The 26,816-nt window shown below is 45.4% G+C and carries 19 protein-coding genes and 2 pseudogenes; 8 read left to right on the top strand and 13 right to left on the bottom strand.

Annotation, left to right across the window (positions count from 1 at the left end; all coding sequences use genetic code 11):
• Positions 1–23: 23 nt before the first annotated feature.
• The 6 genes from QUA20_RS02595 to QUA20_RS02620 form a co-directional block, all read right to left on the bottom strand.
• Positions 24–1,556 carry a hypothetical protein gene (locus QUA20_RS02595; protein WP_333185138.1) on the bottom strand — a complete coding sequence of 511 codons (1,533 nt, stop codon included), beginning with the start codon at positions 1,554–1,556 and terminating at the stop codon, positions 24–26.
• Positions 1,557–1,566: 10 nt separating this feature from the next.
• The gene (locus tag QUA20_RS02600; RefSeq protein WP_333185140.1) at positions 1,567–4,914 is read right to left on the bottom strand and encodes an AAA domain-containing protein; all 3,348 of its coding nucleotides are present in this window, start codon (positions 4,912–4,914) and stop codon (positions 1,567–1,569) included.
• Between the two features lie 5 nt (positions 4,915–4,919).
• Entirely contained in the window at positions 4,920–6,317 is a 1,398-nt protein-coding gene (locus QUA20_RS02605) for a protein kinase domain-containing protein (RefSeq protein ID WP_333185141.1), read from the bottom strand.
• Positions 6,314–7,060, bottom strand: coding sequence for a PP2C family serine/threonine-protein phosphatase (locus tag QUA20_RS02610; protein WP_333185143.1), 747 nt, complete (start codon positions 7,058–7,060; stop codon positions 6,314–6,316). Before QUA20_RS02610 ends, QUA20_RS02605 begins: the two co-directional genes overlap by 4 nt.
• Complete coding sequence (locus QUA20_RS02615; RefSeq protein WP_333185144.1) at positions 7,060–7,749, bottom strand: VWA domain-containing protein; 690 nt, start codon at positions 7,747–7,749, stop codon at positions 7,060–7,062. Before QUA20_RS02615 ends, QUA20_RS02610 begins: the two co-directional genes overlap by 1 nt.
• Before the next feature lie 211 nt (positions 7,750–7,960).
• Complete coding sequence (locus QUA20_RS02620; RefSeq protein ID WP_333185146.1) at positions 7,961–8,161, bottom strand: hypothetical protein; 201 nt, start codon at positions 8,159–8,161, stop codon at positions 7,961–7,963.
• A 71-nt stretch (positions 8,162–8,232) separates the two neighbouring features.
• Here QUA20_RS02620 and QUA20_RS02625 point away from each other — a divergent pair, with 71 nt between their 5' ends.
• Positions 8,233–8,376 carry an element excision factor XisI family protein gene (locus QUA20_RS02625; protein ID WP_445304635.1) on the top strand — a complete coding sequence of 48 codons (144 nt, stop codon included), beginning with the start codon at positions 8,233–8,235 and terminating at the stop codon, positions 8,374–8,376.
• 195 nt (positions 8,377–8,571) lie between these two features.
• On the opposite strand, the gene QUA20_RS02630 is transcribed toward QUA20_RS02625, so the two are convergent.
• The 6 genes and pseudogenes from QUA20_RS02630 to QUA20_RS02655 form a co-directional block, all read right to left on the bottom strand.
• A complete protein-coding gene (locus QUA20_RS02630) occupies positions 8,572–10,227 on the bottom strand; it encodes a hypothetical protein (RefSeq protein WP_333185148.1) in 1,656 nt (551 codons plus the stop codon).
• Positions 10,208–10,483, bottom strand: a pseudogene (locus QUA20_RS02635) (DUF6753 family protein). The gene QUA20_RS02630 and the pseudogene QUA20_RS02635 overlap by 20 nt, the downstream one beginning before the upstream one ends.
• Positions 10,484–10,603: 120 nt before the next feature.
• Positions 10,604–10,954 carry a hypothetical protein gene (locus tag QUA20_RS02640; RefSeq protein WP_333185149.1) on the bottom strand — a complete coding sequence of 117 codons (351 nt, stop codon included), beginning with the start codon at positions 10,952–10,954 and terminating at the stop codon, positions 10,604–10,606.
• 429 nt (positions 10,955–11,383) lie between these two features.
• Entirely contained in the window at positions 11,384–11,803 is a 420-nt protein-coding gene (locus QUA20_RS02645) for a GFA family protein (RefSeq protein WP_333185151.1), read from the bottom strand.
• A 431-nt stretch (positions 11,804–12,234) separates the two neighbouring features.
• A complete protein-coding gene (locus QUA20_RS02650; RefSeq protein ID WP_333185153.1) occupies positions 12,235–12,468 on the bottom strand; it encodes a hypothetical protein in 234 nt (77 codons plus the stop codon).
• A 139-nt stretch (positions 12,469–12,607) separates the two neighbouring features.
• A pseudogene (locus QUA20_RS02655) lies at positions 12,608–13,066 on the bottom strand (GNAT family N-acetyltransferase); the annotation flags it as partial.
• 267 nt (positions 13,067–13,333) lie between these two features.
• On the opposite strand from QUA20_RS02655, the gene QUA20_RS02660 reads away from it, so the two are divergent.
• The 7 genes from QUA20_RS02660 to QUA20_RS02690 all read left to right on the top strand — a co-directional run bounded on the left by QUA20_RS02660 (position 13,334) and on the right by QUA20_RS02690 (position 25,461).
• Positions 13,334–13,642 (top strand): nucleotidyltransferase domain-containing protein, encoded by a 309-nt coding sequence (locus QUA20_RS02660; RefSeq protein WP_333185155.1) that lies wholly within the window; start codon positions 13,334–13,336, stop codon positions 13,640–13,642.
• The gene (locus tag QUA20_RS02665; RefSeq protein WP_333185157.1) at positions 13,639–13,770 is read left to right on the top strand and encodes a nucleotidyltransferase; all 132 of its coding nucleotides are present in this window, start codon (positions 13,639–13,641) and stop codon (positions 13,768–13,770) included. The genes QUA20_RS02660 and QUA20_RS02665 overlap by 4 nt, the downstream gene beginning before the upstream one ends.
• A 3-nt stretch (positions 13,771–13,773) precedes the next feature.
• A complete protein-coding gene (locus QUA20_RS02670) occupies positions 13,774–13,983 on the top strand; it encodes a HepT-like ribonuclease domain-containing protein (RefSeq protein ID WP_333185247.1) in 210 nt (69 codons plus the stop codon).
• 888 nt (positions 13,984–14,871) lie between these two features.
• The gene (locus QUA20_RS02675) at positions 14,872–15,147 is read left to right on the top strand and encodes a hypothetical protein (protein ID WP_333185159.1); all 276 of its coding nucleotides are present in this window, start codon (positions 14,872–14,874) and stop codon (positions 15,145–15,147) included.
• 162 nt (positions 15,148–15,309) lie between these two features.
• Positions 15,310–22,968 (top strand): non-ribosomal peptide synthetase/type I polyketide synthase, encoded by a 7,659-nt coding sequence (locus QUA20_RS02680; protein ID WP_333185160.1) that lies wholly within the window; start codon positions 15,310–15,312, stop codon positions 22,966–22,968.
• A gap of 640 nt (positions 22,969–23,608) precedes the next feature.
• Positions 23,609–24,868, top strand: coding sequence for an MFS transporter (locus QUA20_RS02685; RefSeq protein WP_333185162.1), 1,260 nt, complete (start codon positions 23,609–23,611; stop codon positions 24,866–24,868).
• Between the two features lie 308 nt (positions 24,869–25,176).
• A complete protein-coding gene (locus tag QUA20_RS02690; protein ID WP_333185164.1) occupies positions 25,177–25,461 on the top strand; it encodes a hypothetical protein in 285 nt (94 codons plus the stop codon).
• Between the two features lie 167 nt (positions 25,462–25,628).
• On the opposite strand, the gene QUA20_RS02695 is transcribed toward QUA20_RS02690, so the two are convergent.
• Positions 25,629–26,537 (bottom strand): GIY-YIG nuclease family protein, encoded by a 909-nt coding sequence (locus QUA20_RS02695; RefSeq protein ID WP_333185166.1) that lies wholly within the window; start codon positions 26,535–26,537, stop codon positions 25,629–25,631.
• Positions 26,538–26,816: the final 279 nt, after the last annotated feature.

A 26,816-nucleotide genomic window follows, 5' to 3' on the forward strand; every position in this document is an offset into this window, starting at 1 on the left:
TTAATCCTCAGAAAGGTAAATTTTTACGGTTGATAAGACAGTTGCAATGTTCCAGCGACTAACCTGTACACGGTATCGATTTGTGGTGCCAAGTCTGCTAATTTGCGTGGTTGAGTATCACCCCTCTGATTTGAGCTATGTGCGGCAGCATTACGTTTTTCTGCTAACTCATCCAGCAGATCCAGTAGATTGGGGTATTGTTGAGCAGCTAGCCGGAGTGGATGTGTGGAGTTATCTGGAGTAGCAAGTAGTGTAGCTAGCATGAGGGCACGTAACGAACCATGTCCATAATCTGCGGCTTTGCGGATTAAATTGCGATCGACACTCAGTAATCCGGGAGGCAAAGGCTGTTTGAAACCAGCATTTTCTGCATAATCATTCAGGGGTTGACGATTCAACTCTCTGCGGTCACTCAATCTATCGGCTTTTCCTTTGGTAGGATAATCCTGCTGAAGCATTTTCAACAGTCTTTCAGCCACCTTCTGCAATTTAGTCAAAATATCCTCCAATTTGCCGAGCAGAATTTTACAATCTGTCACTTCCTCCGCCTCAATATATAATCGCTCAAGGGCGACTAGATCATCAAATAACTCCTCCCATTTTCTAATTGCAGGAGTCAATTTATTCTCAACCTGTAAACAGGCTTCCCGATCGGCCAGGATTAGCCAATCATCAAGGTTATTGAATTGCTCCTTTCGTTGGTCGCCCAGCATATTAAGCAACAATTTTTCTAATCCCTGAATTGTTTGATTTTTTCGGTGTTTCTCTAACGTGTGGAGCAACGAGGGGCTATCTCCTAAGCCAAACGGATCGCAAACGTTCCAGACATTCGCACTTGAAGAGTATTCAGGTACATATATACAAGTTGCCAGCCATAGATCGGTTGGTTCGCGATCAATAAAACTTACGCGATCGAGAGTCGGAAGTTTCTCAAAAAGCCAGCTATCATCATCATCTTTGCTCCGAATGACATTTTTAAGCGTTGTTTCGTGTTTCGCAACTGCCTTGATAATTTCAGTCGGAGAAGGTTGCCGTTCGATCGTATTTTTGACTTGCGGCATAAAAGCCCGTTGATAATTTGGCTTACCGGTTGTACCGAGGATTAATTCTGGAAACCCTGAATTATTGAGGCGGACATCAGCGTACTCTTCGCGCTCTGCAAAGCGTGGAAATAAGTCACCTGTCCACGGATCTTGGAAGATAAACCCAGCAGTAACATCCTGGGCGATAGAAGTTTCGTCTTCCAGAACTTTTTGCCCCTTTTGAGTAAGGTTTCCACGTGAGTCAACGTAATATCGATCGGCAAGTTGAGAGATGATGAGGGCTGTTAGATCTTTGCCAATATCAAGGTGATGACCAATTTTAGCAGATTCAGTGATCCCTGCGCGACACATTCCCAAAACTGCTTTTTCTAAAATATTGACTTTACGAGATGAGACACGGGGCGCCACAACTCGATACATACGAACGGGATACAGCAAATATTGTCGCTGACTCCAACGGGCCTTGGGTAAAGGATTGTAATAGAGAACAGAAGTATCATTGCGGAAAGGCATGGCAGTTGTCCTAAAAAACTTTTCCGTGAGGTGTTTTACAAAGTTCATAAAAGGCAATTAATTCACGAATTGCCTGACGTTCGCTCTCTGGCCGATCGGCTTCTGCTCTGACCATCTCCAAGTCACCTGTAGCAATCAGCAACCGCTGTTGTCGGCTCATGGCCACGCAAAGACGATTCTCCAACAGTAAAAAGCCATATTTCTGGCGATAAGTTTCTGGGCGATCGGGTGTTGCTGGAATATTGTTACTGCGGGTCACAGAGAGAAACACAACATCGAATTCTTTGCCCTGAAAGGCGTCAACAGTGCCAATTCTCAATCGCTCAACGAGTTTACCATCATGATTTGTTGTTTCTCGCCATGCTGAAGCAACCTGATAGTTACCGTCATCTGTAACTTCTGCTAATTCCAGCTTGCAAAGTTGCTGCCAGAGTTCTGTCACCTGGGCTCTGTAAAAGGCAATCACCCCAAATGTCAGACGAGAGTCGTGTTCAATGAGGCGTTTTAGTTCTTCTGCAATCCGTCTAGCTTCTACAGGACGAGACTTACTCTGTCCTTTGGTTTCACTTCCTAAATTGAGGGGGACATTAATCCAGGCAGCGACCTTATCTTGATAACCAGGGAGCTCGTGAAAGAATTCCTTTTCTGGTCTACCAGCCTTAATGGGAGGCTCTCCATGATATTCGTAGAAGGTGCGGCTAACAAAATCACCCAAGATTGGGTGCATCCGGTATTGAGTATCCAGCGTCACGGTGCGCTTAATGCCATCCCGTTTTTCCCATTCCTGCAACTGTTTGAATAGCCGCTCAAACAAGCTTTTCTTCAGGGCATCTTGAGTTGTCTGGTTCGATGAATTCAGTTGACGTTCGACATCTTCTTCCAGAATGTGGGGTAGCTGGCGATGGTCGCCGACTAAAATTATCCGTCGCTCTGCCTTAGCCATTGGAATAAATAAGTCTAGGGGATTGGCCCTGGCTGCCTCATCAATAATGACTGTCTCAAAAACACTATCAACATTTCCCGTTGTGGACTCCATTTCTTTGCCTACTGCCTGCTGACAAGTAGCTGCCAAAACAACGGTGTAATTTCGCAGCATTTGCCGGACGCCATTAGGATCGCTTCTCAAGTCGTTCAGGTATTCTTCTACAACAGCTTCGACTCCAGACTGGGATTGACGCACTTGCTCTGTTAGTGCATCTCGCACTTGTTCTAATAGAGATTCGATATCAGGATTGGCAACAGGTGCGGTTATTGAATCATTTGCTGTAGGAGTAAGTCGATCTAAAAGTCTGATTTGGAGGGCTGCCAAATCATTGAGAAAAGGAGGCTCACCAGGAAACTCGAAATTATCCCAATCGGCTGCTGTTTCTAGAAGGCAGCGATCGCCATCCGATAACAAATTTAATGATTCAAGGCGACGCAGAGTTTTGTATGCAGCAGTCGGTCCGTCATCTGAGAAAGAAATTGGTTCAATTCGGAGCGACTTGATTGCTTGAATTGCTAATTCTCTAGCTTCGTTATTGATTGAATAATTGGTGGGATTTCCTAATGTAAGGGTACGGCTTTGTTCTAAGAGGCGATCGCTAAGTTCTCCAGAAATCCTAATTTTTGTCAAATTGTAAATGTCTTCTAGCAATTTTGCTGTTTGCTGCAAATTTCCTGGAGTTAGTACATAACCCGTGACGAGATTTTGTACCTGACGCAACAAAGCTGTCTCTGGCAGTTCCGACCAGCTAGCCCGTTCAGCTTCAAGTGCCTCAATTCGCTCTCTACGCCAGCGATCGACATTATCTGGGGCATCGCTACGACTAGATTTACCTCCAACGCGAACTGCCGGAAGCCCAAATATGACGGTTCGTTCGGTCACATTTTCAACTGCATCATGCTGGTAACTGGTCAGGAGCAAACGATGGGAAACTGTGCCATTTCTGTTCTTTTCAATTTCAGACAGACAGGTTTGAATCGCAGTAATAACTTTGGTTTTACCTGTTCCTGGTGGCCCTTGAATTAAAGCAATATCGGGCGTATTAATAGCGACCTGCAGTGCCTGTTTCTGACGGGGAGTGGGGGAAGCCTGAAAAGCTTCCCTTACGGTTTTATCCAGTAACTCATGCTGGCGATAATTTGAAATGGGAATTTTTTGATCTTGTAAGATCAGCCCGAGTTGAGGCATAGGGCAGGTTGCTGTTCGGATCAGCTCTTCGGCACGTTTACGCCGCTTTAAACGGGTGCGATCGCCTTGAAGAGAAACAAACAGAAATCCGTTTGGTGGTGGAGAGAGCAATTCATCTGGATTAGATGGGTGGATGTCCAGAGTCAGTTTTTGGGGAGCGATGTCACTGATTTGTCCAAAAAATACTTTCTGGCTGCTAGCAACACTTTCTAAACTGCTCAAATCAGGTTCTCGATCGCTCGCTTCCAGAGAAAACTCAGATAGATCCCTCAATGCCTGCAACCTTTCCTGCAAATTCGCCTTTTTTTCAAGGTGGAAGCGACGATCGCCCGACGCTAACATTTCTTCAGAGGAGTAAGCGATCCAGCCAATCTCATGTGCTTTTTGGACGATCGCCTTTTCCTCCAATTCGTTATATTCCCGCCATAAGGACAGATAAGTATCTGCATTTCTGGTAAGTGCGTCTAGTTCTGTTTGGATGCTTCCTCGTAGTGTCCCGGCGATCGACATATCACAGAAGGACATTGGTGCCTCTAATAAAATTAGAGGACGCTGCTGACTAACATCTTTTGGCGATCGTGATTTCGCGACTCGCTCAACCCGCAAACGACTGTCATCAGTCCGCACATCAACTGTAATCCTGTTGCCGCATAGCTGAAATGAGTTTTCTAGTCCATCCTGGTAGTTTTTACCAGTTCGCATTAATATTCGTGCTTTTCGGCCTTCACTTGCTGGAGGTAGAAGGAGTTCATGAGTCAGCCACTCGATGATTTTATCAACTGGCTCGGAACGGCGCAGATGCCGATTACGAATATCTTCAATAATTTTTTCATCAACACCAAACTGCATTTCATTGGGGATGTAGAGCTTACCTGGAAACTCATGCACTTTAATGGAAAGTTGATTGGGGGACTGTTGTTTCGGACGGATTTCCAGCAACCAGCATAAGGTTGGTAGATTACGTTCAAGAATGCCTTCTAACTGTGTCTGGTTCTGTTGGTCTTTACCTTGAATATTCCAAATATCTGAACCATGACCCAGAAGAATGTCATTGCCGATCTCATCTCTGTGTAGGAAAACTTCATTCTTGATGGATAGGAGTTCTTGACCATCAAATGATGTGCGATCGCTCCGTTCAACTTCAATGGTGTGGAAGCGTCCACTTTGAATATCGCTGACTCTCATTATCATTATGATTGTTCTCCAGAGACAAACCTGAATGTTGCAAGACGGTGTGGGCGATCGGTAGGGGCAAAATGTAGCAGCCACGTATAGCGTCGATCGTTGGCTGGAAATCGTTTCCATCCATCCTGTACTTCTACAACCGTTCGTTGTTCGCCATCAAAAGACGACAGCCAGAAACATTGCCCATTGAGACTGCGAACACGAACGTTAGTTCTTTCGATTTGGAGTTCGATCGCAGGAATATGGTTATCCGCTCCTGTTCTGCCATTAATAATTCGATTCGTAAGGATTAACGGTTGGCGTTCTGTCAGTGCCAGAGCCGCCAGAACTTGCTGCTGTGAGAGAAACCTTTGACATTCTCTCACATCTGGCAGCGATTCCCATCGTTTGATTAGCAGTTGCATCTGAAGTGGACGAGGGTAGTCACACCAGGGACAGCATTGTTGATTGGCGTAGTAGGTGCTACCGCAATCGGGACACTCCACTGTGAAGTCGGCTGCCGAATACAAATCCTCAACCCATTGACTAATTCCTGGTCGTTTTACTGGTTCTCGTAACCCCTCACTAAAGCAGCGCCGGCACAGTTCCTTTAATTTGGGAGATAACACGATGTTTCTGGGAAAGCCGTGATGCGTGGCATTGCTTTGGTCGCTTGGATCGTCCACCCAGGGCAAAGAACCCTCTAACGCTTTGTCTTCTAACTCTGGTTCACCCTCCTCAACCAAATCCCCCATTAAAGGATGAACTAAGCAGAGTGTTTTGAAGGCAATAACGGCAAAAGCATGAGCATCTGTTAAGGTATTAACCCCAGATTTTCCCAAAACTAATTCTGGCGCACCATAACCAGGTGTATGAAAACTTCGTGTAGAGGAGGAGCTTTCGTAATGAAGGTTATCTGCATCAATCAAACGAATTTCGTGGGCATCTAAATCAGTGGAGACGAAAATATTGTTAGGTGATGGATCACTGTAAACTAACCCTTTACCATGTAGTTGAGCAAGAACTTCAGCGCAACCTGCTAGTAACAGTAGGCGACGACGCAATCCTCCACTGCTCAAATACCACTCTGCCAGATGGTCGAGATCGCGAGGAGGATTACTCAACCGTGATATGGGAACCATTCCCGTAATGAGTTCCATTACATATCCCAGGTAAGGTGCTTGGAGCATTTCCAGGGGTCTGGCGATCGCCAGACCCCGTAGCTCAGGCATTCGACGGATATTCTGCAACTGTCCTCGGAGCAACTCACGCCGACTGTTGCTAGAGCTATTAAATAGGATTTTGATCGCTCGTCTGCCGCCTCTTGCGGAGTATACTGCTCCCTGTCCACCCTCGCCCAATTTTCGCTCTAGCTCGTAGGCTTGCCCGCGTTCATCAGTAATCCGTTTGCCTTCAAGATTCATTTGTATTCATCCTCTGCTTGCTTGCGCCAGATCACTGCCAGGGTTTTGTCATCCAGGTGGTTGGGAGTAGCCCAATTTCTTAGCTCCCGATGTAAAGCGTGTCGGCGAGCCGTCGGAGCCATTGACCCAAACTCAGTAACTAGGGTATGAATGAAATCTCCAATGCGATCGGCTACTAAATCATCAGCAATACCATCCGTCGCCAGTAATACTGCTGCATTGGGTGATAAGGCTGGTTTTGTAATCACTGTCCAATCCTTGGTTGTTTTGGCAATGCCAAGCCCAGTAGTCTGGTTGGTAAATCCCTGGCGTTCACCTTGCAGAATTTCCAGGCTGCCATCAGCATTCCGAATTGCAGCAATACCATCCCCTAGCTGAGCGATTGTTAATTCACCTGAAGGCAATACTGCGACAAAAAGACAGGTTGCTGCGCTGTCCTCTTCCTTCTGGGGTAGGACACGCAATCCCCAGAAAAGATGAACTAAACGGAGCAGGGTTGCAGCAGGTGCGTTCTCAGACTTCGCCCAAGGCTTCAAGGCATCCCTGACAGCTCGGCAAGCCATTTGTGCTCCTATCCGAGCATTCGGTTTTGACCCCATCCCATCACTGATGACAATGGCTGTGCCAAACGCACCAGACATTCCCATCCAGGCATCCTCATTTGGGCGACTCTGTTGGATGTGCGATCGCCCTCGGACTGATGCTCCAAACCATTCTAAACCAGGTCCAGATGGAGTTAACATCAGAAGTCCAAAAGTTCATCAAGATTATCGAAGTCAATTGGAGGAACACTATTGGGATTAACACTTCTAGAGCGACTGGAAACCGTTACTGTGACCCAGCGGAAAAATTTTTGAATTTTAGTTTCGTCGGCCCGAAATACCGGAATTTCGGGATGTTGCCCAATGAGAAATGCCTTGAGCGTTTCTTCATCTGCATCAGGACCGATACCCATTGCAAAGCGTAAAGCCTTAGAAGCGCGGTCTGAATTTAACAACTGTTCGAGAGGTTTTTTCCAGTTATCGGAAATGCGTCCCCGCTCATCAGTGGGCTGTCCATCAGAGATTAAGATTAGATTGGGGTGGTAAGAGCGACTGGGAATTTCTGTTTTGTTTTCCAGAAACCGAGTCGCTAGTTCAAATGCCGCACCCATCGGGGTTGGTCCTTTCGCCTCCATATCTGTCCACTGGATCTGGGAGGCTGGTTGTAGTGTCTGGTGAAAGTTGGCTCCATCTCCACCGAATGTAATGACAGCGACATGAATCTCGGCCCGTGCATCCTGTTCCGAGGCAAAAATTGTGATCATTTCCGCGATCGCTCGGTTCAGGGCTGCCAATTTGCCATAGGCTGTCATACTGCCACTGACATCTGCCAGGATAATAACGGGCATCATTCTGGCAGTGGCGATGGAAAAATCTTTGAGTTTGCTCATAATCAATATGGATTCTGATAAGTTATTTTAATGTGCTGCATGAAACCTGTGAATAAACCTCCAAAATATAGGGTTCTATAATTTTTTCTTCCCTTAACTCAAGCTCCTGGCAGAATTTCTTCCGCCTGTATAGCGGGTCTTTGAGCATTTTTGACTGGCGATCGCCCAAATAATTTTCTTGTACGTTGTCTAAAAGGTAACTTGGTTGGTTCTAAAAATTCCTAAAAAACCGATTGTGACAGTAGAGGGTACGGAATGTGAGGTCAATGTCAACTTCAACGCTGTCTTGATTCTCCCACAAAATTTCTGCCAATAAGCGAAAATCTTCAACGGTGGGCTCATACTCGCAAGCTACTTTCCATGCTTCGGTTAAAGTAGCCCATTGTTCGGGAGTCTCAGGTTTTTGGCGCATTAGGGCGATGAAATTGGTTTTGATGCGGGCTTCTGATGGGTTAATCCCCGATTTTACCAGTTGTAGTTCAAATGATGGATGGTTGCTGCTACTATGATGGGATTGAAGATAGCATCACAAATGAATTTGTCGCTGCTGGAGTACCTAGAGATTGTATTGTCCTCGCCTTTCATCCTCCCCAAGTCCGAGAGCATACTGGATATGCGATCGCATAGTGTATGGAAAGCAAGCATTCCGTAATGGCGATCGCACTTGGGGATACAGGTGCGATCAGTACCTGTGTAACCATCGTACTCCCTAGTATTCGCAGGAAAAGCGTCCTTCTTCGCCGTTGCTCTGTACTTATATGGCCGTCAGGATACTGCTAGAGGTAGACCTTTTCCCCTTATCCTAAATTATTTAATGGTTTTTTAAGTGGATAGGGACTGTTTTATCTGCATTAAAGTACGCAGAATATCTGGAGAAAGAGCATCTTCTAAAACCAGTTGATAGTCTTTATGGCTTAATGGTTCAGTATGCGAAGCCTGATTCCGAATTCGATTAATACGTTTCCAGGCATCGAAGACATGAGAAGGTAGAGGTTTCTGTAAACAGCGTGATACAACTGTGTCAAAAAAATCTGGAGAATGAGTTGGCATTGCCTTAATGACATATAAAGCATCTCCCAACGGAAGAAAACGATGTCTCACTACTCGCGGATAGTGCCGATCGCGTTGATTGATATCCTTATGATTTCCTTTACCAGTATCAACTCTTCCCCTTACCCTTAAGTTTGGATCGTATCGCGCAAAAAATTCAGGCATAGTTACATTAGACGCAGCACGAGCAGCTTGGATGACTGACAAATTAATTTCAAGTTCAAATGCTTTCCAGGCACCCTGCGCGCCGGGTGTAAAATCTACCGAATTAAAGTGTCTCTTTTTTGGAGCATTCACCGGAACTTGGCTCGGACGCTGAGTTGAAAGTTGAGTTGGATTTAGGAAGTCGCTAAATCGATCTATGTCCAGTTCCAAGAAGCTACCAACTCTTAACGCTGTCTTGAGCATTACCACAGACTCTTCGTCGAGCAATTCTGTAAATGGAATATCACGTTCAGCTTCCAAGAAGTTTCTCAAGACTTGCATGGCCACGGTTGCTGGAGCTACTAGCCTCCCCGTCACGTCTTCTAGAATCTGATCGATTGCGGAAATTGCCAAGGATAACTCTTCATCCCTTCTCATTTGACGGAGTTGGTCAAGGATATTGGCAACTAACTCTAACTCTTTATGGACAATACGACTATATTCCCTGACATCAAATTTATCACTGCCCCGTGGAGTACCAAGCACCTCGTAAAATTGGCTAAACCGATCACGTAGTCCCTCGCTTGGAGGATGATACTCTGCTTCAACACCAATCAAATCACTTAAAGTTTGATAAATATGATCGATATTTGGCTGTCCCCATTCTCTTGCCAGTCGAGTTAGGGCTTCAAGTTGTCGCTCTAGATTGCACACCGATGTAGGAAATATAACACGCTCCCCTGTCCATAAGTTTGTTCCCACAACAATAGATGGTAAAGAACTCCAGGCGATTCCGAATAGTCTTGCAATCTCCGCTATGAGTACACGGTCGTCGTAAGAAAAACCTGCCTGACCTATGTGTCCTTGATATTCTCGCCACCACTCCCAATTGCTGGCAGCATCTATCCAGTCTTCGGGTGGATCGAGTACAGCAAAAAAGGCAACGTCATCACCTGTTAATTGATCGAGATTAAGAAAAATTTCTCTAAAGGCTTCAACAAATCTAAGATCATTAGGAGAAAACAGGACGGCAACTTGAATTGGAAAACGAGCAAAGTATTTCTGTCCACTTGTGCCTTGCTTAAAGATATTTGACTTTAGTGGAACTCCCATATTTTCGATCTCATCATTAGAATTTTTAAAATCGTTTAGCGCGTATTCTCTTACTCTCTTAGCGTCTATCCTTAAACATACGCTGCTCTGAAGGTTCCCATCCAAATAGTAAAAAATCCCAACGTAGCTGGCTTTCCTGGCACCTCCAGAATCACCCCAAACGCCGAACATCCTTTTTACACTCTAAATTAATCAAACTATCCGAATTCCACTTCATCAAATTCCGAGCAAACTTCCCCTCACCGTTAGTCGCCTACCGCAAAGCCTCCGCCGGCTCCTGAGTAAAATGAACCGTTTTCCCGGGCGCAAATCCTTTTTGCGACCAAAGTAAACCTATCCATCCCATCAAAGCACCAATACCCAACGTCGTCAACAGAATACCCGCCGCCACCACCAAAGAACGCGCAGAAGTCGCTACCCTCGTCAATTCTGTCTGACGAACCAGAGAACTGACAGCAAAAGCAATTTCCCCGACTAACTTTTCATTGCACTGTAGCCAATAAAACTAACGATCGCCCAATCACTATGAACGATCGCCTCAAACCGATCAAACCGAATCATCCATCCATCCGCACTCCAAACAATCCCAATGCACCGGGGGGATTTCGTATTTGGGATAAGTCATTTCGCATTCGGGACACCGACCGGTAAACAGCGGGTGGGTATCCAACAGCTCTAGCTGCTGCTCTGGCGTCCACCGCTGCCTCGGTTGCAGGATAAGTTCGCCGCTGTAGTAGCTCGCTCCTTCGGGTTCCCACAGTTCATCGGGTTCGGCGTTGGGGTCTTCTCGAAAGTCAAGGCAAGTGTCGGTGGTGGGGCCCGTGGGATGAACTGCACAGATGAGGTACGGGTTGCGGGCGTACAAAAGGCATCGATCGCACTCATGGAGTTTGGGCATGGCGGGGGTGTGGGGTTTTGGTCTAGGTTTAGTTTCCCAAAAATTGAGGTGTTGGTGGCGATCGCGGAACTGATTGCAGTCTTCGAGATTTCACAACAATCCCCTCTGATTGTTTGCAGCCTAAATTCCCAGCATTCCGTGCCTCCAAAGTGAAAAAACTCAAATGCTTCAAATTGGCAGACGATTTGATTGTGTTTTAGTAGGCAGTTCTAAAACTTTCCTCTCTACAGCATTAAGTTGAAGGATAGGATGCGGTACACTTTACTTTCCAAGCATTAGTCGTACCTGCAATCTCTCTTCAGTTCCAATTAGAACCTCCAACGATCGGCTTTTATTTTGATTGCAACCTGTAGTTCATGTCGCATAAATAGCGCTCTAACGCACTTGCTGGGCCGACGGCTGGAGGATCTTTTTAGGCACGTTCTTGCTCTACCATGACTCTGGATACTCGGCATGGGTTGGAAGTCCTCCGCTAGCACAACTCCACGGCGCTCTCGATGCCCAGAAAATGCGATCTGTCGGAGCCATAGGCGGTGCTGTATCCAGCGACCCGGCTGGAACAACCACAATTAGGCCGCTGCGCGTTAGACGCGGGAGCGGGCACCCGCAATGACTGCAAAACCATTTGCTGAAGCTACGAGCCGTGGGAAGGTCATAACGTGTGATGCCTTCCTCCCCTGAAAGCCATCGGAACTGGCTCGGCTCAACGGTTAGATTTGTGGCGTGGCCTGTACCCGTGCCTTTGCGACACCGCGAGCAGTGGCAATGAGCCATTTTCTGGAACGGTGGGTTCACTTCAAAGGTCACAGTTCCGCAAAGGCAACTACCGTGAATGCTGGGCTTATCCATCTGCTCTCTCCGAGTGTCTAAATATTATTAGGCTGAACAATTCTACGTATCCACCAGAACTAGATGGATAGTCAGAATCGTTCTGTATATCATTTTAAATTTAGTGGATAGGTAGAATTGTTCCGTATATTAAGTATTTTCTGGAGGAAAGGCTGAATTTTTCCGCATATCCTCAAGTGCAATTGCCTATTGCCCTAGGTTTAGTTGAGCTTGCCACGTCCTTGCTTGTGAATCAGGGTAAGGTGAAACCAAACATGGCTCGATTGGACGCTCGCACCGGGGTTGAGATTGAGAAGCAGTAATGAATATCGGGTTTCATCCTTCAACCCAACCTACAAGATCGGGCGCTCGCATTAAATTGCAAGGATAGAATGCGAGCGCGAGCTACAAACTAAGATAGCTCACATTCTCATACCTCAAATACCTTGATGCTATTCCATTCCCCACGTATTATCCCAGCTATAGCACTCTTGAATCAGTTGATGTACCGCAGCATCTGCGGTTGAAAATGTACCGCAATTAGTTCTTTTTGTTCCAGATGCCGCATGACCGACATCTCGATATAACGCAAACTGACCGTCCTCAGAGTGAATAGAGAGCGTAATAGCAACGCCATTTGTATACTGTTTCCACAAGCTAACAAATGAAGCTCCTTGTGGTACCAAATTAACATCTTCTAGATCACAAATCCATTGCCGTTGTTGCAAGTCTGTCCGCATATGTTCCTCTATCATTAGATTCCATGCTCTTATCGTATTTGGTTGTACCATTACCTAAACAAACACTAATTGAGCCAAAACTGTACTAGAGATGGATTCTAAACAGCGATTTACAAGAATGAACGGGCGATCGCGATTGACTAGCTATAGAACCAAGTAAACCTTGAGACTTAACATCTGCACAAGCGAGCTTCTTGAAGTATCTGGCGACTGGGAATAGCTCGAAGCCCACCTTTTCATAGGTGTGACGGGCTGAAGCATGACCAGGATCGCCTCCAGTCTCAACCATCGCAATAGACATCCCAGTGTCTTTCATCCAAGCCAGAGCAAATTCTATCAGAGCGCTACCCATGCCGCGACCTTGAAATTCTGGATCGACGGCAACCATGTAGATTTCACCCATGCTGTCCTCTGAGTGTAGTTTCACGGCTACAAAGCCCACAGTAGAACCGGCATCGATCGCAACCCATACATTCGTGTCTTCCGCAGCACACACATCCTCGACAGCTTTTTGCTGGCTCACACGCCAATGATTGGGATAGAATGCTTGGTAAACAGAGCGCGTTCATCGCCTTCTGAATCGAATCAAAGACCGGAGCCCATGCTCTCCGCGAAAGACGAATAACAGCCATCTTGGTGGTGAGGGTCGTAGGGTTCAATTTGCATTCCCAGATGAATTCCTGTTAACTCTGAAAGCTTATGAGAGCATACTACAATACTCTACAATATTTAATAGCTTGGCTTTGAATGCTTACAGATTTATGCTACTTTCGCTGATTAACGAGCAATGACCCCACTTGAGGAGGGCTTGATGAAAAAAACAGGATTAGGCATTCAAGAATTACTGTATTATCAGCGATCGCAAATTCTCGCCATTGCCCAAAAGCACGGAGCCTACAACGTGCGCGTATTCGGTTCAGTAGCGCGGGGCGAAGCGACCCCAGAAAGCGATATTGATTTGTTAGTGGATTACGATTTAGAAAAAATCACGCCTTGGTTTCCAGGTGGGCTATTGCTTGATTTGGAACAACTACTCAATCGCAAGGTCGATATCGCCACAGTCGATATGCTCAAAGAACGGATTCGCGAGCGCGTTTTGCAGGAAGCTGTACCACTATGAGGCGAGAAGCGGAACGGCTGCAAGATATATTAGATGCAATAGCTGCAATTGAACGATATGCTAGCCTTGGCAGGCAGGAATTTGACAGCCAAGAACTGATTCAAATTTGGGTTGTTCATCACCTGTAAATTATTGGAGAAGCAACAAATGCGTTATCGTCCGAGTTGAGAGGTCGATATCCCCAAGTGCCGTGGGCGCAAATCGTAGCGTTTAGGAATCTGGTAGTCCATGAATATTTCCGAGTGTCGCTAAACCTAGTTTGGGCGATCGTACAGAATAATAATTTACCTCCGTTGAAAATAACAGTAGAACAGATTTTACAGGAGTTGCTAGATACGTGAGTTCAGCACTATCAAACCTTCGCGTTCCTGGCAGCAGCGGTTTTCCCAAGAATTTCTGATGACGGTAAAAGCGCCCCGCGGTCGCTCCGCACTCGCCCGCGTCTTTATTCCCACAGAAGTGGGTGGAACGGAGGACTGAGGGATTTCAATGCCTGGGCTCACGATCGGGTATTCTGCTCGCGAAGTGCACATCGACTGCATTTACTGGAAGCCAGCCTTGAAAGCGTTACTGAATTCACTGCGGGTTCAAGTGGTTTTTCGCTCGGCTTTCCCAACTAACTCCTTCACAAATATATAGCAATCCTAAATTATTTGTGAATTTCTTACTCTCTCCCCGCGGTTTTTGGTGGGGTAAAATATTTACGACCCATTTAGGATTGCTATAGCTAGGATAGTTATTTATTTACTGAGTTTTATTTGATATTACTCAACTGCCCGACACTAGCTAGCTCATTACAAGTCGGGCTTCTTGCTGGTTTTGCTCAAGCATGAACTTGAGCAAATTTGGTACTCATCATTGGAGTTATGGTATTTACTCACAAATATAGGCACATTGAAACAAGCTGTAGCTTAATCCGCGTTCAGCCGCCGACATCTGCTGTTAAATTTCCAAAGTAATTCTGTACTTATGGCCAAGATCTGACTTTTCTGGCAGGCAGAGGCTCCAAGCCCTGATACAGATAGCAAAAGTAAACCTTGATGTTGTGTTCCAAAATATTTTTAAATAAAAAAATTAATATAAAAAAAATAGTATCTGCTCAATAATCCGGGGTAAATCGCTCAACGATGTACTTCAAATGACGCAAAATCGTTCCTGAGTGAGTAGTCCGCCCCGAATTATTGAGCGGATACAAAAAATATGCCATTTGTATGATATAGTTAGTTCAAATGTCAGTTATACAAACCCATTGCAACGCGAGGTTAGTAAAAGTTCACTTCATATCTGGACTACCTCGCTCAGGTTCTACAAAGCTGGCAGCTTTGTTGTGGCAAAATCCACGTTTTCATGCTGCGATGACTAGCCCCGTCGGTGGTTTAGTCGATCGAATGCTGGAAGCCATCAGCGAAGACAATGAGTTTTCCACGTTTATTTCTCTGGAACAAAAACGGGCACTAATTCTCAGCATTTTTTCTGCCTATTATCACCCGCAATTGCCCGAATAATTGCAAGAGTTAATGGAATTGAGCTTAATAGCAGGGTTAAATTAACGTATTTTCAGGACTTGGGATTTAATACTAATTCCTTAACGTACAATTTTTCTCTTTCGGCACGGTGACCCCCTCATTCATCATTGTTCCAATTTGATTTTACCAAGGTACATCAGTATGCATCCTGATTCCGATCTATACAGCACCAAATATATCCCGCCATCCACTCCAACTGAAGAAGTATTGTCAGCTATATGGAGCCAAGTTTTAGGGGTAGAAGTCGGCAGAAAACACAACTTTTTTGAAGCAGGAGGAGATTCTTTAAACGCAACCCAAATCATTGTTCTTACACAGAAAGCTTTGGGTGTGCTGTTGACCCTAAATTTATTTTTTGAATCACCTACAATTGCTGAGTTAAGCTCTCGGATAGAAGCTCTTCACCAAGCTGAACCTGGATTGTCAGTAACCACTATCGAACCAGCATCCCGCTCCACAGAATTGCTACTTTCCTTTCCCCAGCAGCGAATGTGGTTTTTTGAGCAATTTGTAGAGAGAAGTGCTACTTACAGTATGCATAGACTACTACATTTGGTAGGGTATCTCAACGTAGTCGCTCTAGAGAAAAGTTTGACAGAAATCGTGCGTCGTCATGAAATTCTGCGTACCACTTTCCGCAGCGTCAATGGCGCTCCCATGCAAGTCATCGCGGCTAGTTTGGCTGTAACTGTTCCAATGGTGGACTTGCAGCATTTACTAGAAGCAGAACAGGCAGCGGAGGTGCAGCGGTTGGCTAACTACGAAGCCCACCAACCTTTCGATCTAGTCAACGGTCCCCTACTGCGCGTTACTCGGCTCCAACTAGCAGAACAATCCCACGTACTGCTAATAACGATGCATCATATTATTGGCGATGGTTGGTCGTGGGTAGTATTTTTCCGGGAGTTGGGTATCTTATATCAGGCATTCTTTCAAGGTGAAGCTTCGCCTTTACCAGAACTCCCCATCCAGTACGCTGACTTTGCCTGCTGGCAGCGACAGTGGTTCACTGGAGAATTGCTAGAAACTCAACTGATTTACTGGAAACAACAGCTAGCGGGGGCACCGCCCTTATTAGAACTACCAACAGATCGATCGCGCCCTAGCATACAGACTTTTCGAGGGGCTACGGAGTCCTTTAACTTGAGTGCCCAGCTAACGCAAAAGCTAAAGACTTTTAGCCAAAAATCAGGGGTGACTCTATTTATGACACTCCTGGCCGCTTTTTTCACTTTATTACACCGCTACAGTGGGCAGTCAGATATTGTTATTGGCTCTCCCATTGCTAACCGTTTCCGCAGCGAAATAGAGCCGCTGATTGGCTTCTTTGTAAACACCCTAGCACTGCGAATTCAGGGGCAAGAAAATCCCACTTTCGCAGATTTGCTTGCTCAGGTACGGCAGATTACCCTGGATGCTCACGCTCATCAGGATTTTCCGTTTGAACGGTTAGTAGAGGTATTGCAGCCTGAACGATCTGCTAGCTACACTCCTATCTTCCAGGTAATGTTTGTCCTACAAAACACCCCGCCAGAGAAGCTGGAATTCCCAAATCTCACTTTAACTGCTGTAAAACCCAAAAATAACACAGCTAAATTCGATTTAACCCTGTCACTCAAGGAGACTGAGACAGGAATATCCGGGGAATGGGAATACAGTAGCGATCTGTTTGAAGCAGCAACCGTTCACCGAATGATAGGGCATTTACAAACTTTACTAGCAGGAATTGTCGCCAACCCAGAATATCCCGTTTCTAAATTGCCACTACTTACTGAGTCGGAACGGCATCAGCTACTGGTGGAGTGGAATAACACCCAGATAGACTATCCCGAAAACAAGTGTATCCATCAGATATTTGAAGCCCAAGTGGAGCGAACTCCTGATGCTGTAGCAGTTGTATTTGAAGAACAGCAGCTTACCTACAGGGAGTTAAATTGTCGTGCCAATCAATTAGCACAGTACCTGCAAACTTTAGGAGTAGGTCCGGAAGTATTGGTGGGCCTATGCGTCGAGCCTTCTATCGAGATGATCGTAGGGATTCTGGGAATTTTTAAAGCTGGTGGGGCTTATGTACCATTAGACCCAGATTATCCCCAAGAACGTCTGGCTTATATAGTGTCAGACTCGCAAGTATCAGTGCTCGTAACTCAGAAAAAATTAGTTGACCAATGTTCCGATTATCAGGGGCTTACAGTTTGCTTGGATACAGATTGGGAAGAAATTTCCCGACCAAGTCAGCGAAATCTAACTATTAGCGTACATCCTCACAATCTAGCTTACGTTATCTATACTTCCGGCTCGACAGGCCAACCAAAAGGCGTGTTAATCCAACACCAAGGGTTGTGTAACCAAGCTACTAAAGCCTTGCAGATAGAACTTGACATACAGCCAGATAGTCGGGTGCTGCAATTCTTTTCCTTTGGCTTCGATGGTTCTATATGGGCGATTGTAAAGACGCTGGTAGCAGGGGCGGCATTAGTTTTAGCAAAAAAAGAATCTTTACTTCCAGGAGAGGGTTTGATTCAACTATTGCAGGATGCCGCTATCACGACTATCATGCTTCCTCCAGCAGTCCTGAAATTATTACCTTTAGAGGATTTGCCTTCGCTACGGACAATTCTTGTTGCGGGGGAAGCTTGCTCTATCGATCTAGTGACTCGCTGGGCACCAGGTCGTCGCTTCTTTAACGCCTACGGGCCAACAGAAACAACGGTTTGTGCCACCGCTGCTGAATTAACTGATGGCAGCCAACCCATAACTATTGGTCGTCCAATTGCTAACACCCAAGTTTACGTGCTGGATGCCCACTTGCAACCTGTTCCTATTGGCGTGTCTGGAGAGTTATATATAGGCGGTGTCGGTTTAGCGCGGGGTTATGCGAACAGACCCGATTTAACTTCCGAAAGGTTTATTAGCAATCCTTTTCACAGCAAACAGGGAGAGCGGATCTACAAAACCGGAGACTTAGCCCGCTACCTTGCAGACGGGAACATTGAGTATCTTGGTCGTACCGATCGCCAATTAAAGATTCGTGGGTTCCGCATTGAACTAGACGAAATCCAGGTTGTTTTAGAGGAACATCCCGATGTTGAGCAATGCTTAGTAATAGCACAAGAAGACCGACCGGGCGACAAGCGTTTGGTAGGGTATATTATCTCCAAGCTTATCCCCGAACGCCTTCTTTACGAGAGCGAGTGCGTGGTAGAAATTGACAACGATAAATTCCTACTTCGGACTCAGGATATCTCCCAGACCGGCGTTAAGCTAGGGGGAACCCCTCCCGCATTTAGCCCAGGCAAGCCTATTTGTTTGCGCCTGCTTTTACCTGGAGCTTCGGAAGCCATTTATCTACAAGGAACGGTGAAGTGGTGCCAAGAGCAACAAGCTGGGATTGCCTTACATCTTGACCCTACAGAACAAGCTCTAATCGATCGAGGGATAGATTATCTTCTGGAAAGCCAAGGATTGTGGCAATCTTTGCAGCGGACAGCGAATCAAAACTTTCGGGATTACCTTCAGAAGAAGTTGCCCAACTACATGGTGCCATCCGCTTTCGTGTTAATGAAAGCTTTTCCACTCACGCCGAACGGCAAAGTCGATCATCGTGCCCTACCTATTCCCCAAGCGCTACCCAAAGCCCCGCTCGCCGACGATAGCAAGCCCAAAACCGAACTCGAAAAAATTCTGGCCACGGTTTGGCAAGAGATACTTCAATTAGATACAGTAGGCATTCACGATAATTTCTTCGATCTGGGCGGTCATTCTTTACTGCTAGTTCAGGTTCACAACAAATTATCAAAAATATTGGAACAAAAGCTGTCCATCGTTGACCTGTTCCAATATCCAACCATCCAATCTTTAGCTAAATTATTCAGCCAGGAGTCTGGTCAAAAAATTGATTTAGCCTCCAGCCCTTCACGCACCCAGATAAATCTGCTCCGTAAAAGAACAGATGAGACAGCTATAGCGATTATCGGCATGGCGGGTCGTTTTCCTGGCGCTAAAAACATCGATGAATTTTGGCAAAATCTGCAAAATGGTGTCGAGTCGATTTCCTTCTTCTCTAACGATGAACTGCTCTCTTTGGGAGTGAACCAGGCTATGCTGGGGCAGCCTAATTACGTCAAAGCAAGCGGCTTTGTGCCAGATTCGGAGATGTTTGACGCTTCCTTCTTTGGATTTAGTCCCAGAGAAGCCGAAGTGACAGACCCCCAACACCGCCTGTTGTTAGAGTGCGCGTGGGAAGCTATTGAAGATGCGGGATATGACACGGCTACATACTCCGGGAAAATTGGAGTTTATGCCGGAGCAGGTATGAACAATTATCTGCTTAAGAATCTAGCTCCCCATATCGAGTGGGCCGACCCAGCCTCCTCTTACCAAATAACGATTAGTAATGAGAAAGATTTTCTGTCCACGCGGGTAGCTTACAAACTCAACCTCAAAGGTCCTGCTATCAACGTACAAACGGCCTGTTCAACTTCATTAGTTGCAGTGCATGTAGCCTGCTCTAGTTTGCTCAACGGCGAATGCGACATGGCTTTAGCTGGCGGCGTTTCTCTCAAACTCCCGCAAGAGGCTGGCTATCTGTATCAACAAGGAATGATTTTGTCTCCCGACGGTCATTGCCGCGCTTTTGATGCGAAGGCGCAGGGAACTGTTCGCGGGAATGGCGCGGGCGTTGTGGTTTTGAAACGATTAAACAATGCCATTGCTTCAGGCGATCACATTTATGCCGTTATCAAAGGCTCTGCTATCAATAACGATGGTTCCTTAAAAGTTGGCTATACTGCCCCCAGCGTGGAAGGGCAAGCAGCGGTTATCGCCGCCGCACTTGCGACAGCAGGAGTTGAACCCGAAGCTATCAGTTATATCGAGTCGCACGGCACTGGCACCCCACTCGGCGATCCCATCGAAATTGCGGCGCTGACAACGGCTTTCCGCAGCCAGACTCAGAAAAAGGGTTTTTGCGCGATTGGTTCGGTGAAAACCAATGTCGGACATTTGGATACTGCTGCCGGCGTAACAGGTTTGATTAAAGCTGCCCTCGCGCTGAAACACAAATTGCTACCCCCCAGCTTGCATTTTGAGCAACCCAATCCTCAGATTGAGTTCGCTAACAGTCCTTTCTATGTTAATACCAAGCTAATGGCATGGGAAACAAATGACATTCCCCGTCGTGCTGGAGTTAGTTCTTTTGGTATTGGCGGTACCAATGTCCATGTAGTTTTGGAAGAATCGCCATTACAGGCCCGAGAGAAAGCAGATGCACCGGGGAGAAAGTGCCAGTTGTTGGTCTTATCTGCAAGAACCAGTACGGCACTCGATAAAGCCACTGCCAATTTAGCGGAATATTTAAAGCAACATCTTGAACTTAATTTGGCTGATGTCGCTTATACCCTCAGTAAGGGGCGTAAGGCTTTTAATCATCGGCGGGTTGTTGTTTGTCAATATCTTCAAGATGCGATCGCATCTCTAACTACTCTCGACAGCCAACGAGTGTTTACCAACGTTTACGAATCCAAAACTCGTCCTGTCGCCTTCATGTTTTCCGGACAGGGTTCCCAGTATGTGCATATGACGAGGGAACTTTATGAGGTTGAATCCATATTTCGCCAACAAGTCAATCTGTGTTGCGAATTGCTCAAACCTCACTTACAGTTGGACTTGCGCGATGTCCTCTATCCCAGGGAAGCGGATATCGAAGCCGCAACCGAGCAACTGAAACAAACGGCAATTGCACAGCCCGCTCTATTTGTCATTGAGTACGCCCTAGCAACCCTATGGATGGAGTGGGGAGTGTATCCTACTTGTGCGATCGGGCATAGCATTGGTGAATATGTAGCCGCGTGTCTGGCTGGTGTTTTCTCCCTCGAAGACGCATTAGCTCTCGTAGCGATGCGGGGAAAATTGATGCAGCAAATGCCCGCAGGCGCAATGCTTGCCGTTCCACTTCCAGAAGCAGACTTGCAACTCCTCTTGGAAGCGCCTCTAGAAGTGGCTTTAATTAACGGACCGTCTAATTGCGTGGTTTCGGGATCGATCGAAGCTATAGATACCTTACAAAACAAGTTGAGTTCCAAAGGTATCGGGTATCGTCGCTTGCAGACATCCCATGCGTTTCACTCTCAGATGATGGAACCTATCTTAAAGCCCTTCACGCAATTGATGGAAAAGGTTAACCTTCAGCCGCCACAATTTCCCTACATTTCCAATGTCACCGGCACTTGGATTGCAGCCGAACAAGCCACTGACCCCTATTACTGGGCGAAACACTTGCGAAGTACGGTACGCTTTGCTGAAGGGTTGCAACAACTTTTCCAAAAACCCGAACAAATTCTGCTAGAAATAGGACCAGGGCGATCGCTAAGCACATTAGCCAAACAGCATTCACACAAGTCTACAGAACAGATTGTACTAACTTCAACGCGCCATCCTCAAGAACACCAAGCAGATGTAGAAGTTTTGCTCACCACTTTGAGTCGGCTTTGGCTGGCAGGTGTAGAAATAAATTGGTCGGAATTTTATCGCCCGCAGCAACCTGGCCGCGTTCCCTTACCTACCTATCCCTTTGAACGGCAACGTTACTGGATCGCTCCACCATCCAAGCTTTCAGGATTAACCGCCAAGCCTGTTGAGAAGGTATTGGCTTTGCCCAAGTCTGAAATAACACCATCGACGACCGAAGAGGAATACTTCAGTCCCGAGATGCGAAAAAGTTATGTACCTCCTCGCAATCAGACTGAACAAAAAATTGCTGAAATATGGCAACAATTTTTCAAACTCCGACAAGTGGGAATATACGACAACTTTTTTGAGTTGGGAGGAGATTCTTTACTAGCACTTCAGCTAATTTCCAAGTTACAAGATGCTTTGCTAATTGAACTATCGCCCAATAGTTTATTAAGTCAACCGACTATTGCCGAATTGGCTGAGTTAATTGAAGCAAATCCTTCCACTTCTGGAACTCTTAAAGTTAGTCTCTCTCAAAAACCAAATCTTCCTTCCTGTTTGGTTGAAATTCAAAAGGGAAATAGCCTAAAGCCCCCTCTATTTTTGATACATCCAGTAGGCGGTCACGTTTATTTCTATCGCTATTTGGCTCAAGATTTAGGAACTGAGCAACCTGTTTATGGATTGCAAGCCCAAGGGATAGATGGAAAAGCCGAACCATTGACTGAGATTGAAGCAATGGCCACTCAATATATTGAAGCAATGCGTTTGATTCAGCCAACAGGGCCTTATTACATAGGTGGTGCTTCTTTTGGAGGGATGGTTGGGTTCGAGATCGCCCAACAACTACACCAGCAACAGGAAGTTGTAGCATTACTAGCTATGCTCGATACACCCGGGCCTGGTCAATTACCAGACGGGCATAAAGTAGAGACAGATGCCCAAATCCTTGCTTATTTTATCAATATGCTGGGAGATGGTTCAGTTTCCTTGGATGACATTCATCAACTCGAACCAGACGAACAGATAAGGAAGTTCTTAACAATAAGAAACGCTCATCAACGGTTTTCGGAGTCTGACCTAAAGCAGTTTCGCCATTTGCTCCATATCTTTAAAGTTAACGTTCGCTCCATGCTTAGCTATATCCCTAAAGTTTATCCAGGTCGAATTGTTTTCTTCCGCGCTCGCGAACGGGATGATACTCTTCCTCATCATCCAGAACGAGCTTGGATAGATTTGGCGTTTGAAGGGATAGAAATTCACCAAGTTTCTGGTAATCACATCACCATGAATCAACCACCTCATGTCTCAGTTCTCGCTGAAAAGTTGAAAGTCTGTCTAAAGTAGGTCTGTGTAGATGGTTCTGTTGCAAAAAATGCCCTCTGCTTTAAGAATCCAACTAGACTTTGAACAAGACCGAACACTAAGAGAATTAAGCAGTGCCAAAGGAATAGCCAGAAGAGTAAAAGAACGAGCAATGGCACTGCACAGATTAGCCAAAGACCAGCAAGCGAACGCAAGATTAAACAAGGATAGGAGCAAGTGTGACATATCCTCAAAAAAAAGGGTGGCGTTGGATATGACCTAGCAATGGCGATTGTAGCTGGGGTTGAAAACAGAGCTAATCATGCTTGTTACCCAGTTGAACGTTTGGCGTTGCTGATTCTGGCGTATGAATCAACTTTTGGCTTGAAGTTACAAAACTCACCCTACTTGGCTTATAGCCCTTCCGAAATCTTTAATTCATACCTGTATTCAGCAATAATGTCGAACGTTTTATATTTAATTAGGTGGAGCTACTTAATTGTTTACACAAAAGGCAATTTGACGTTGATCACACCTCCTAATTTTACGCCGGATAAATGAACGTCTTCTTGCAAAAATTAGGAATTTACTTCTTATTTTTAACCATCAGAAAGAGTTGAAAATATCACAATGTTTTTGTCTTAAAAAATAAAACAATTTGTCTAAATTGAGGGTAACAAAGATGAGAATAATTCCAAATATTCCAGCATTAACATCGAGAAATTGTCGCCTATTTTTTTGCGGGCAAGGTCTTTCTTTAGTAGGAACTTGGATGACACAAGTTGCTACTATTTGGCTGGTTTATCATTTGAGTAATTCGCCTTGGTTACTAGGGGTTGTTGGGTTTACTAGCCAAATCCCCAGCTTGGTTTTACTACCAATAGCAGGCGTGTTGGCTGAGAGATGGGATCGACACCGTATATTATTGGCAACTCAAGTATTGTCGATGATTCAATCTTTATCACTAGCATTTCTGACGCTAACAGGATTGATTAATATTTGGCATCTAATATTTTTAAGTTTAGTCCAAGGGAGTATAAGTGCATTTGATGTACCGGCCCGGCAAGTTTTTATCATGGAAGTAGTTGAGAAAAAAGAAAATTTAGCAAATGCGATCGCACTCAATTCTTCTATGTTCAATGGGGCGCGATTAATTGGGCCAGCTATTGCAGGTTTAGTTATTGCTGCTGTTGGTTCTGGCGCTTGTTTTTTAATTGATGGTCTTAGTTATATAGCTGCAATAGCAGCATTACTAGCTATGGAGCTTAAGCCTAGAAAACTCGTAACTAATCATAGTCATCCCTGGAAAAGCTTTAAAGAAGGATTTGCATATACGTTCAATTTCCCGCCTATTAAAGCAATAATCATGCTACTAGCATTGGTTAGCTTTATGGGAATGCAGTATACAGTTTTAGTACCGATTTTTGCAACTGAAGTGCTTCAGGGAGGGCCACAAACGCTCGGCTTTTTGATGTCAGCAGCAGGAGTTGGATCTTTAATAGGTGGAGTTTATTTAATGAGTCGTAAAAGCGTCATCGGATTAGGTAATTTTATTGCTTATTCTCCAGCAGTTATGGGATTTGGTTTAATTGGCTTTTCCTTGTCTCGAATCCTGAGTTTATCTTTGCTAATGATGTTAATAGTTGGCTTTGGCTTTATTATGCAATTCACATCTAGCAACACCTTGTTACAAACAATTGTTGAAGATGATAAACGCAGTAGAGTGATGAGTATATACGCAATGGCATTTTTGGGTATGCTCCCTTTAGGGAATTTATTTGCTGGAGCATTAGCTAGTCATATTGGAGTAACTAAAACATTAGCTATTTCTGGGATAGCTTGTATTTTAGGAACAGTTTATTTTTCACAAAAACTTCCAGAAATAATGCGATTACTAGCCCCAATTTACATTAAATTAGGTATTTTAAATAGCTCTACCTAAAAAAACGTAAAATAGAGAACGGCGCGTAAAGCTTAAATCATGCCTGCTGCTTTAAAAATCCAACTAGACTTTGAACAGGACAGCTTGTAGGTCGTCTCGTTGCTCTTTTGCCCATAGATGGAAATATCATCCAGCCGCCTTGATGCGCCTTCACAAATTTCTCACTCTGCACAAACATCCCCCCGACCCACAGCAAGGGTCAAACACTCGCCCCTCATATAGAGAGTGTTTGACCTAAATCTCTTAAAGGCAAAACAATTTTTATCCTTACTTTAAGTCGAGTTCGTAGCTCACAAAGAAGCAGCAGTATGGAAATCAATTTAAATGGCTACAGTGCCGATCAAATGGCTAAGTTACGCGCTCGTCTTTTGTTACTTAACGAAACCTCTTCTATTCATAAAGAAAACAATCTGTCGGAAATAGATTCTTGGGTTGAGGCATCTTATAACCATCTTGTCAATTTCAAGAAAAATATCTTTCCTGATGTGTGGAAAAAGCGGAAAATTCCGCCCAGTAAGTTTTTATCTCATGCACGTCTTGTAGCAGTTTATTCTTTAAAAATGAGCGGGACTGTTGAAGAATATTGGAATTGAAACTTGGTCTAATTAAGGGCCATGTTATTTCTGTGAAGTTGCGCGGGCAAAGAAAATCCTCCTTCAATCAAGAACCTGCCGTTATTCAGTTTCAAGGTAGTTGTCCTCTAAGTGGATGAGTAAAACACCTACCAAGTCAAATTTAAGGAAAATACGATCGCAATTCCTCACCTCGCTCCGCCGATCGCATCCGACTCAACAGCCGACAGAACCTTGGGTTCCATCCCGTACAAATCATTCAGCACCGCCTTGACATTCGGAAATTGAAAATACTCCGTCAGTTTCCCAATCCGGTAGTTAAAGGGTTGATATCGGTGTTTGAAGTACAGCTCCACATTCCCCCGGTGTTCCCAAAGTCCTAGCAAATTGACAACCACATCCGAATAATGCGCCCTCACATCCCGCTGCACCTCGGCGATGCGTTCCTCGATCGATCGAGTTGTCACCCCAATCTTATAGAAGCAGTGGCCGTCCGCTTTTACCTCCAGAAAGTAGAGCGAGTTCACCAGAATCCGACGAAGCTGCGCTCGATAAATCAGCAAATCAGCCCGCCGTTCTTCCAAACAAGATAAACCCGCAGCTTCCGCAATCTCTACAGAGCCTTCCAACTTCATTAACTCCGACAGCAGCAGCGGTTCTTGGACTTTGTTGAACAACGCCAGGGGAAGCGCGCCGACGGGGATTTTACCCAAGTCGGTAAACTGATAAGAGCGATCGCCCTCCGACTCTAGCAATCCTTTGAGTTCCCACCGAAAGTTTATCAAGTCTTTGGGAATGCCGTAATTTTGGGCCCCGTACTCTTTCCACAGCACCTTCAACTGTTCTAGTTCATCACCCTTAAGTTGTATGTTGAAGCTGTCGTAGAGGGGCAGCGATGGGAAAGCTTTAGTTTTAATCCGCTGTGACACGGGCTTGCAAGTGTCCTCTGTGTGTGCGAAGTGATGTTCTTTCACCGAACCCTTTTTTGCTGTCAATCCGCCACCGCAGTAGAGACAAACGAGGTTAGTTTTTCCGCGCACAACCTCATCAATGCTCGCCAAGTTACCGTCGGGAGCAACACCAAATTTTAGCCACATTGTCTGTCAATTCTCCTTTGAGCCGGTTTTCGTAGATGCACCCGCTCCACATGACCGACGATTCTAACAAATCCAGGGGTTAGGGCTTCTGCCTTGGGGGAGAAAGCGATCGCAGGTCACTCGATCGCTGGTTCCGCATCGGGGCGAGCGGTGAATTTTCTACAATGTGCCCCATCGCTGCCGTCTGTTCGATACAACGAAGTTTTTATTGCAGGTCGCTACTCTTAACAATGTAACTAATAATCCGATGGCGCTAGTTGATAAAGTTAATAATTGCCG

Source organism: Microcoleus sp. Pol7_A1 (assembly GCF_036701085.1).
Classification (GTDB): domain Bacteria; phylum Cyanobacteriota; class Cyanobacteriia; order Cyanobacteriales; family Microcoleaceae; genus Microcoleus; species Microcoleus asticus.